This window comes from Streptomyces bambusae (assembly GCF_019400985.1).
Taxonomy (GTDB): Bacteria; Actinomycetota; Actinomycetes; order Streptomycetales; family Streptomycetaceae; genus Streptomyces; species Streptomyces bambusae_A.
Genome location: NZ_WTFF01000322.1, coordinates 1 through 8,219 on the forward strand (window position 1 = coordinate 1; position 8,219 = coordinate 8,219).

Consider the following 8,219-nt stretch of genomic DNA (forward strand, 5'->3'; position numbering starts at 1 on the left):
GGCCAGCACCACCCGGCGGGACGCCTGGCCGGCGGCGCCCCGCCGACGCAGGGGCCGAGCCGTCGACGGCCGAGGAAGCCGACCCGCCCGGCGCCGCTCGACGGCCGGGAAGGCCGACCCGCCCGGCGCCGCCAAGCGGGCTCAGCGAAGTCCGGTGCGCTACCGCGCCCCGTCAGGGGCGCGGGGAACTGCGCGACCAGCCCCCACCGGCCCGCGGTTTCATCACCGCACTTCCAGCGGAGCGCTTAGGCTGACGCGGGGGCCGACACCACCCGGCCCCTTGCCACACCCCCGCAACGCACGCGCCACGCACCCGCCCCGCACCCGCCGCCCCTCACTCCTCCGGTGGGAACACCGCCTCGCCGCTCTCCGCCAGGGTGATCATGATCGCCTCGACCGGGCAGCCCTCGGCCGCCGCGAGGACCGCCTCGTTGGCATCCGTCTCCGGCTCCGCCGGGTGGGACTGCCGGGCCGAGTCCAGCCGGAAGCCCGCAGGGGCGTGGTTCACGCACATCCCCGAGCCGATGCAGACCCCCCGGTCCACCTCGACCTGCCAGCGGTCCCCCATCAGATCCCCGCCTCCGGCTCCGGCGCCGCCCCGGGCGCGGCGTACCCCGCCGGGAGGTGGATCATCTTGTGCTCCAGGTACTCGCTCAGCCCCTCCGGGCCGAACTCCCGGCCCACACCGCTGTTCTTGTAGCCGCCGAACGGCCCGAGCATGTCCAGGCTGAACGTGTTGACGTTGTACGTCCCGGTCCGCACCCGCCGCGCGAAGTCGATCCCGCGCTCCGCGTCGCCCGACCACACGCTCCCGCTCAGCCCGAAGTCCGAGTCGTTGGCGATGCGCGCGGCCTCGTCCTCGTCGCCGTACGGGATGAGGCAGACGACCGGGCCGAAGATCTCCTCGCGGGCGACCCGCATGGAGTTGTGGACGTCGCCGAGGAGCGTGGGCTCGACGTACCAGCCGCGCTCCAGGCCCGCCGGCACCCCGCCGCCCGCGAGGATCTTCGCGCCCTCCTCCTGGCCCAGCCGGATGTAGTCCAGCGAACGCCGCTGCTGCCGCTGTGCGACCAGCGGCCCGATCTGCGTCGCCGGGTCCAGCGGGTCGCCGACGACCTGCGCCGAGACCGCCGCCGCCAGCGCCTCGGCCACCTCGTCGTACCGGCTGCGCGGCGCGAGGATCCGGGTCTGGGCGACGCACGCCTGGCCGTTGTTCATCCAGCCCGACTGGATCAGCCCGGGCACCGCGGCCGTCAGGTCCGCGTCCGGCAGCACCACGGCCGCCGACTTGCCGCCGAGCTCCAGCGTGACCCGGGTCAGGTTGCGGGAGGCCACCTCCATCACCCGCCGGCCCGCGGCGACCGACCCGGTGAAGGCCACCTTGTCGATCCCGGGATGGCCGACCAGGTACTCGCTGACCTCCCGGTCCGCCGGCAGGATCGACAGCACGCCCTCCGGCAGCCCGGCCTGCCGCGCGATGTCGGCCAGGATGTACGAGTCCAGCGGGGACTCGGGCGAGGGCTTGAGGACCACCGCCGAGCCGGTCAGCAGCGCCGGCGCCAGCTTGGCCGCCGCCACGAACTGCGGGACGTTCCACGGGATGACGGCCGCGACCACACCGACCGGCTCGCGCCGTACCAGGATCGGCCCGAGCACGCCCTGGCGGTGCTCCTCGTAGGGGTAGGCGCGCGCCACCTGGATCGCGGCGTCGTAGACCATCATCGCCCCGAGCGCCTGGGCCAGGACGCTCCAGGAGTAGGGGGAACCGTTCTGCGAGCTGATCGAGCGGGCGATCTCCTCGTGCCGTACGGCGATGGCGTCCTTGATCCGCGCGACGACCGCGATCCGCTCCTCCAGGCTCGTCCGCGGCCACGGCCCCTCGTCGAAGGCCTTGCGGGCGGCGGCGACCGCGCGGTCCACATCCGCCCGGGAGGCGTGCGGGACCCGGCCGATGACCTGCTCGGTGTGCGGAGAGACGACGTCGATGGTGTCACTGCCCAGGGGGTCCGCCCATTCCCCGCCGATGAACAGCTGTCCGTGGTCCACGAGCTCGGTCATGGCTGATGCCTCCTGCGGCTGCCGCGCGCTGCCAACGCCCTGACGGTGTTTCAGAACAGATGGCAAAACTGATACCAGTTCTAGTAGACGGAGTCCACGGGCGGGACACCGGGACATCCGAACACTGGTCAGAACCGCCCCACAGATGGTCGACTTGGGCTACCACTTGGGCTACCACGTGGACCAGCACTGAAACACGTTCTTGCGATGTCGGAGCGGGGAAGCGGGGCGAGCGGGCATGGCGGACAGCGGCAGCGACGCGGGTACGGGGCGCGGGGCGGGCGCGGGCGGGGAGACGGGTGCGGGCACCGAAAGCGGCAGCGCCAGAGGCACCGCCCGCGGCGCTGGTGCGGGCACGGGCCGCACTACGGGCACCGGCAGCGGTACGGGCGAGGACACGAGCCGCGGTACGAAGACAGGCGCGGGCGGGGACGCAGGCGCGGGCACGGAGAGCGTCAGCGGCACAGGCCGCGGTACGGCTGCAGGCACCGGCCCGGCCACCGGGCGGAGCATCGACCGCGACCGCGACCGCGGCGCGGACGGCGACAGCGGCACGGACAGCGACGGCGACAGCGGCGTGGTCGACCACGGTGGTGGTGTGTGGGGTGTCAAGGTCCCCATCCCCGACAACCCGCTCGGCCACACCCTCGTCCACGTCCTCGACACCGACCGCGGCCCCGTCCTCGTCGACACCGGCTGGGACGACCCCGCCTCCTGGGACGCCCTCACCGGCGGCCTCGCCGCCCTCGGCATCGCGGTGGCCGACGTGCACGGCGTGGTCATCACCCACCACCACCCCGACCACCACGGCCTCTCCGGCCGCGTGCGCGAGGCCTCCGGCGCCTGGATCGCCATGCACGCCGCCGACACCGAGGTCGTCGTCCGCACCCGCGCCGCCGAACCGGGCGTGTGGTTCGACTACATGAGCGAGAAGCTCGCCGCCGCCGGCGCCCCCGAGGAGCACCTCGCCCCGTTGCGCGCCGCCCGCCGCTCCGGCCGGCGGCGCACCTTCCCCGGCCTGCGCGCGGCCGTGCCCGACCGGGAGATCGCCCCCGGCGAGCTGCTCCCCCTCGCCGGCCGCCGGCTCCGCGCGATCTGGACGCCCGGGCACACCCCCGGCCACGTCTGCCTCCACCTGGAGGAGGAGCACCCCGCGCAGCTGCCGGGCCACGGCCGGCTCTTCTCCGGTGACCACCTCCTACCGGGCATCTCGCCGCACATCGGCCTGTACGAGGACCCGACCGACACCCGGGTCACCGACCCGCTCGGCGACTACCTGGACTCCCTCGAACGCATCGCCCGCCTCGCCCCGGCCGAGGTTCTCCCGGCCCACCAGCACGCCTTCACCGACGCCCCGGCCCGGGTCCGCGAACTGCTCGCGCACCACGCCGAGCGCCTGGACGACCTGTGGACGCTGCTGTCCGGTGAACCGCTCACCCCCTGGGCGCTGGCGGAGCGGATGGAGTGGAACCGGCCGTGGGCGCAGATCCCGTACGGCTCCCGCAACATCGCCGTGTCGGAGGCGGAGGCGCACCTGCGGCGGCTGGTGAAACTCGGCCGCGCGGAGGCCGTCCCGGGCAGCGATCCGGTGGCGTACCGGGCGCTGTGAGGGACGCGGCGCGGAGTCCGGGGACAGCTCGGGGCACAGCTCGGGACGTAGCTCTGCGCGGCGTACCGGACAAGGGAGGGCCGGCGCCCCGGACGAGGAAGGCGGGCGCCCCGGACGGCGTTCGGACGACGTACGGACGGCGCACGGACGGCGTACCGCACGGGGAAGGCCGGCGCCCCCGGACGGCGTACCGACGGGCCGGTACAGTGAGGCGGTCGTCAACACTTCCGTACGGGGGAAGCCGGTGCGAATCCGGCGCTGACCCGCAACCGTGACCCGCGCCCCGCGGGCGAGCCGGACCGCCCCGTACGGTGTCGAACAGCTCGTGCCGCCGGACCCGATGCCGGCGGTCGGCACCGTCGAGGTCACGGAGCCGGAGCCCGGTGCGCACCCCCGCGCGCCCGCCTCCTGCTCCCCAGCAGGAGAGGCAACCGCCCCGCATGAACGTCCGCCGCAGCGCCGCAGCGCTCGCCGCCTCCGCCGTACTCTGCGTCGGTGCCGCCCCCACCGCCGCGCTCGCCGCGCCGGCCGCACCCTCGCCCGGGGCGGGCACACCGCTCCCGCCGGGCCTCTACGGCACGAACGACCCCACCTACGACGGCGTCTTCCGCCAGTCGCTGGCCCTCCTCGCCCAGCACACGGCCGGGGTCAAGCCGGCGCAGGCCGGTGTGGACTGGCTGACGGGGCAGCAGTGCGCGAACGGTTCGTTCGCCGCCTTCCGCCCCGACACCGCCAAGGCGTGCGACGCGGCGACGCCGGTGGACACCAACGCCACCGCGGCCGCCGTGCAGGCACTCGCCGCGCTCGGCGGCCACCAGGAGACGGTGAAGAAGGCCGTGGACTGGCTGAAGTCCGTCCAGAACGACGACGGCGGCTGGAGCTACGGCCCCGGCACCGCCATGGACACCGGTACGGACGCCAACTCGACCGGGATCGTCGCCGGCGCCCTGACCGCCGCGGGCGAGAACCCGGCCGAGCTGAGGTCGAAGGCGGGCAAGACCGCCGTGAACGCCTTCCAGGAGCTCCAGATCCGCTGCCAGCAGGAGGGCGAGACCGGCCCGACGCCGATGGGCGCGTTCGCCTCCCAGCCGGACAAGTCCAAGGCCGGCAGGCTGCTGCCCAACGCCGACGCGACGGCCGCGGCCGTGCTCGGCGTCCTGGGCAAGGGCATGGCCGCGGCGGTGCCCGGCGGCCCGGGCAGCCCGAAGGACGTCCAGGCCAACCCGCTCAGCTGCAAGGCCGGGCCGCCGGATGCCCAGCAGGCCGCCGACAACGGCGCCAAGTACCTGGCCGAGACCATGGCCGCGACCGGCGACCACCTGATGTCGGCCATGCCGGGCGCCACCGACCAGCCCGACTTCGGCAACACGGCCGACGCGGTCGTCGCCATCGCCGGCGCCGGCCACCCGGGCGCGGCCGCCAAGCCGCTGGCCTGGCTCCAGCAGAACGCCGCCGCATGGGCGAAGACGGCCGGGCCGGCCGCGTACGCCCAGCTGATCCTGGCCGCGCACGCGACGGGCGCCGACCCGCGCGCCTTCGGCGGGACCGACCTGGTGGCGGCCCTGAACGCGCAGGGCCCGGCACCGCAGGCGGCGGGTGCGCCGGCCGAGAAGACGAAGACGGAGGAGGAGTCGGAGCAGAAGGACGCGTCGTCGTCCTCCTCTTCCTCTTCCTCGGACCTCTGGTGGATCATCGGCGCGGGTGCGGCGGCCGGTGTCGGCATCGGCTTCCTGCTGAGCGGCCGCCGGAAGAAGCAGCAGCAGCCGTGACCCGCCACCGCCTCCGCCTCTCCGGGGCCGTGGTCCTCGCCCTCCTCACGACCGTCTGCGTCGCCGTACCCGCCCAGGCGGCGGGCTACCGCTACTGGTCCTTCTGGGAGGGCGGCCCGGACGGCCGTTGGGCGTACGCGAGCCAGGGCCCGTCGCAGGTCCGGCCGGCGGACGGCACGGCCCTGGGCTTCCGGTTCGCGGTGAGCAAGGACGCGGCGGCGGAGGCGGCGAAGCCGGGGGCGGCCGCGGACTTCGCGGCCGTGTGCGCGGCGACGGCTCCCGCCGCGGGGCGCAAGCGGGTGGCCGTCGTCATCGACTTCGGCCTCCCGGAGGACGCCCCCTCCGGCGAGACCCCGCCTCGGTCCACGCCCCGGACCGCCTGCGCCCAGGTCGGCCCTGACGCCTCGGCCGCGGAAGCCCTGGCGGAGGTGGCGAAGCCGCTGCGCTACAACAGCTCGGCCCTGCTGTGCGCGATCGCGGGCTACCCGAAACAGGGCTGCGGCGACCAGGTCACCACGCCGGAGTCGACCCCGCCGACAACCACACCCGGCACCCAGCCGACCCCGGCCGGCACACCATCCGCCGCCCCGTCCTCGTCCGACGGCGGCCCGTCCCTGGGCCTCCTGGCGGGCATCGCCGCAGTGGCGGCCCTCGCCACGGCCGCAGTACTCCGATCCCGCCGCCACCCCCGATGACCCCACCCCCGCCCCCCTCCCCGTCCGCCGACCAGCCCACACCGAACCCCACCCCGACCCGCGGCACAGCCCCGACCCGAGGCGCAACCACAGGCGCAGCCCGAGCCGCAGCCCCGGCCGAGGCGCCGGCCCAAGCCGCCGCCCCCGGCCGCGGCCGAGGCCGAGCCCCCGCCCAGGCCCGGGGCAACAGCCGCTGGCGTGCCCCCGCCGGCACCCGGTCCAACGCGCTCCCCGCAGGGGCCTGGTGGATCTGGGCCCTCGGCCTCGCCGTCGCCGCCTCCCGTACGACCAACCCCCTCCTCCTCGGCCTCCTCGTCGGCGTCGCCGGCTACGTCGTCGCCGCCCGCCGCACCGACGCCCCCTGGGCCCGCTCCTACACCGCCTTCGTCAAGCTCGGCCTCTTCGTCATCGCCCTGCGCCTCCTCTTCTCCGCCGTCCTCGGCTCGCCCCTCCCCGGCACCCACACCCTCTTCACCCTCCCCGAGGTCCCCCTCCCCGCCTGGGCGCAGGGCATCCGCCTCGGCGGCCGGGTCACCGCCGAGCAGCTCGTCTTCGCCGCCTACGACGGCGCCAAGCTCGCCGCCCTGCTCATCTGCGTAGGCGCCGCCAACGCCCTCGCCAGCCCCGCCCGCCTCCTCAAATCCCTCCCGGCCGCCCTGTACGAGGCCGGCGTGGCCGTCGTCGTCGCCATGACGTTCGCGCCGAACATGGTCGCCGACGTCGCCCGCCTCCGGACCGCCCGTCGCCTCCGCGGCCGCCCCACCGGCGGCGTCCGGGCGATCCTCCAGATCGGCCTGCCGGTCCTCGAAGGCGCCCTCGAACGCTCCGTGGCCGTCGCCGCCTCCATGGACGCCCGCGGCTACGGCCGCACCGCCCAGGTCCCGCCCGCCGTCCGCCGCACCACCCACGCCCTCACGCTCGGCGGCCTGCTCGGCATGTGCGCCGGCACGTACGGGCTGCTCGCCGCGGAAGGCGCCGCGTACGGGCTGCCGGTCCTGCTCGGCGGCCTGGTCCTGGCCGTGGCCGGACTGCGGCTCGGCGGCCGCCGCAGCGTCCGTACCCGCTACCGCCCGGACCGGTGGGGCGTACGCGCCTGGCTGGTGGCGGGGTCCGGCGCGGCCGTCGCCGCCGCGATGATCCTCGCCGCCGGCACCGCCCCGGACGCCCTGAAGCCGGGCGTCGTCCCGCTGGTCGCCCCCACGCTGCCGCTCTGGCCGGCCGCCGCGGTCCTCCTCGGACTGCTGCCCGCCCTCGTGGCACCCCTACCCCCCAGGAGCCGTCCGTGATCCGGTTCGAGCAGGTGTCGATCGCCTACGACGGCATGCCGGAGCCCAGCCTGCGCGGCGTCGACCTGACCGTCCCCGAAGGGGAGCTGACCCTCCTCGTCGGCCCGTCGGGGGTGGGCAAGTCCACGCTCCTGGGCGCCGTCTGCGGCCTCGTCCCGCACTTCACCGGCGGCACGCTGCACGGCCGGGTCACGGTCGCGGGCCGCGACACGCGCACCCACCCGCCGCGCGAGCTGGCCGACGTGGTGGGCACGGTCGGCCAGGACCCGCTGGCCCACTTCGTCACGGACGTGGTGGAGGACGAGCTCGCGTACGGCATGGAGTCGCTGGGCCTGCCGCCGGCGGTCATGCGCCGCCGCGTCGAGGAGACCCTGGACCTGCTGGGCCTGAACGAGCTCCGCGACCGCCCGCTGTCCACCCTGTCCGGCGGCCAGCAGCAGCGCGTGGCGATCGGTTCGGTGCTGACCACGCACCCGAAGGTGCTGGTGCTGGACGAACCGACCTCGGCGCTGGACCCGGCCGCCGCGGAGGAGGTGCTGGCCGTGCTCCAGCGCCTCGTCCACGACCTGGGCACCACCGTGCTGATGGCGGAGCACCGGCTGGAACGGGTGGTGCAGTACGCCGACCGGGTCCTGCTGCTGCCCGCTCCGGGCGCCGCGCCGGTGCTGGGCACCCCGGCGGAGGTCATGGCCGTCTCCCCGGTGCACCCGCCGGTGGTGTCCCTGGGCCGGCTGGCGGGCTGGTCGCCGCTGCCGCTGTCGGTCCGCGACGCCCGCCGCCGGGCCGCCGCCGGCAGCCGCGT

General features: G+C 75.8%; 7 protein-coding genes and 1 riboswitch. Of the genes, 5 read left to right on the forward strand and 2 right to left on the reverse strand.

The annotated features are described in order from the left end of the window. Positions 1–334: 334 nt before the first annotated feature. Positions 335–568 (reverse strand): ferredoxin, encoded by a 234-nt coding sequence (locus GPJ59_RS30005; RefSeq protein WP_219671061.1) that lies wholly within the window; start codon positions 566–568, stop codon positions 335–337. Continuing rightward, entirely contained in the window at positions 568–2,058 is a 1,491-nt protein-coding gene (locus GPJ59_RS30010; RefSeq protein ID WP_219671062.1) for an aldehyde dehydrogenase, read from the reverse strand. The genes GPJ59_RS30005 and GPJ59_RS30010 overlap by 1 nt, the downstream gene beginning before the upstream one ends. A gap of 577 nt (positions 2,059–2,635) precedes the next feature. Between GPJ59_RS30010 and GPJ59_RS30015 the strand changes: the two genes are divergently transcribed. The 5 genes from GPJ59_RS30015 to GPJ59_RS30035 form a co-directional block, all read left to right on the forward strand. Then, positions 2,636–3,667: an MBL fold metallo-hydrolase gene (locus GPJ59_RS30015; protein WP_219671066.1), complete on the forward strand. Its 1,032-nt coding sequence runs from the start codon at positions 2,636–2,638 to the stop codon at positions 3,665–3,667. Between the two features lie 188 nt (positions 3,668–3,855). After that, positions 3,856–3,989: riboswitch (cobalamin riboswitch) on the forward strand. Between the two features lie 118 nt (positions 3,990–4,107). Beyond that, on the forward strand, positions 4,108–5,436 hold the full coding sequence (locus GPJ59_RS30020) for a prenyltransferase/squalene oxidase repeat-containing protein (RefSeq protein ID WP_219671063.1): 1,329 nt from the start codon (positions 4,108–4,110) through the stop codon (positions 5,434–5,436). Continuing rightward, positions 5,433–6,131 carry an SCO2322 family protein gene (locus GPJ59_RS30025; RefSeq protein WP_219671064.1) on the forward strand — a complete coding sequence of 233 codons (699 nt, stop codon included), beginning with the start codon at positions 5,433–5,435 and terminating at the stop codon, positions 6,129–6,131. The genes GPJ59_RS30020 and GPJ59_RS30025 overlap by 4 nt, the downstream gene beginning before the upstream one ends. After that, positions 6,128–7,417: an energy-coupling factor transporter transmembrane protein EcfT gene (locus tag GPJ59_RS30030; protein WP_258025131.1), complete on the forward strand. Its 1,290-nt coding sequence runs from the start codon at positions 6,128–6,130 to the stop codon at positions 7,415–7,417. The genes GPJ59_RS30025 and GPJ59_RS30030 overlap by 4 nt, the downstream gene beginning before the upstream one ends. Further along, positions 7,414–8,219 (forward strand): ABC transporter ATP-binding protein (locus GPJ59_RS30035; protein ID WP_219671065.1); only part of this gene is annotated, 806 nt, incomplete at its 3' end. The genes GPJ59_RS30030 and GPJ59_RS30035, both read left to right, overlap by 4 nt.

Bases quoted from the DNA above. Each gene is read 5' to 3' on its own strand.
- GPJ59_RS30005 (WP_219671061.1), bottom strand. From the start codon at position 568: ATGGGGGACCGCTGGCAGGTCGAGGTGGACCGGGGGGTCTGCATCGGC.
- GPJ59_RS30010 (WP_219671062.1), bottom strand. From the start codon at position 2,058: ATGACCGAGCTCGTGGACCACGGACAGCTGTTCATCGGCGGGGAATGG.
- GPJ59_RS30020 (WP_219671063.1), top strand. From the start codon at position 4,108: ATGAACGTCCGCCGCAGCGCCGCAGCGCTCGCCGCCTCCGCCGTACTC.
- GPJ59_RS30030 (WP_258025131.1), top strand. From the start codon at position 6,128: ATGACCCCACCCCCGCCCCCCTCCCCGTCCGCCGACCAGCCCACACCG.